The sequence below is a fragment of the Shewanella sp. M16 genome (assembly GCF_018224605.1).
Lineage (GTDB): Bacteria > Pseudomonadota > Gammaproteobacteria > Enterobacterales > Shewanellaceae > Shewanella > Shewanella oncorhynchi.
Window position 1 is genome coordinate 1 of sequence record NZ_JAGTUL010000145.1, and the last position, 315, is coordinate 315.

General features: G+C 46.7%; 1 protein-coding gene. It reads right to left on the minus strand.

Going from position 1 to position 315, the window contains the following annotated elements:
* Positions 1-292: hypothetical protein (locus KFE26_RS23800; protein WP_212601932.1), on the minus strand; the 292-nt coding region annotated here is incomplete at its 3' end.
* Between the last annotated feature and the right edge of the window lie 23 nt (positions 293-315).

A 315-nucleotide genomic window follows, 5' to 3' on the forward strand; every position in this document is an offset into this window, starting at 1 on the left:
CCAAAAGCACATGTAATTTGCTGCGTAGTTTCGACGACAAAGCCAGATCATCCATAAGGAGAGCAGAGGCCTTCTCTCTTATGAAATCACTGGCTAGGGAGTCTTTCAGGGCATTTTGGTATTTGAGGATAACTTGCTTCTTAATCTCACCGGATTTGATACCAGCTCGCTTCTGAATGCCTCTGACGGTGTGATACGAAAGGCTGAACTGGCTAGAGACAGCGGCAAGCGAGTAACCCGCCGCAATCATAGCTAAAACTTCGCCTTCGATATGGGGCGGAGTCTTAGCCAATAACTTCTCCTAATTCGCTTAAA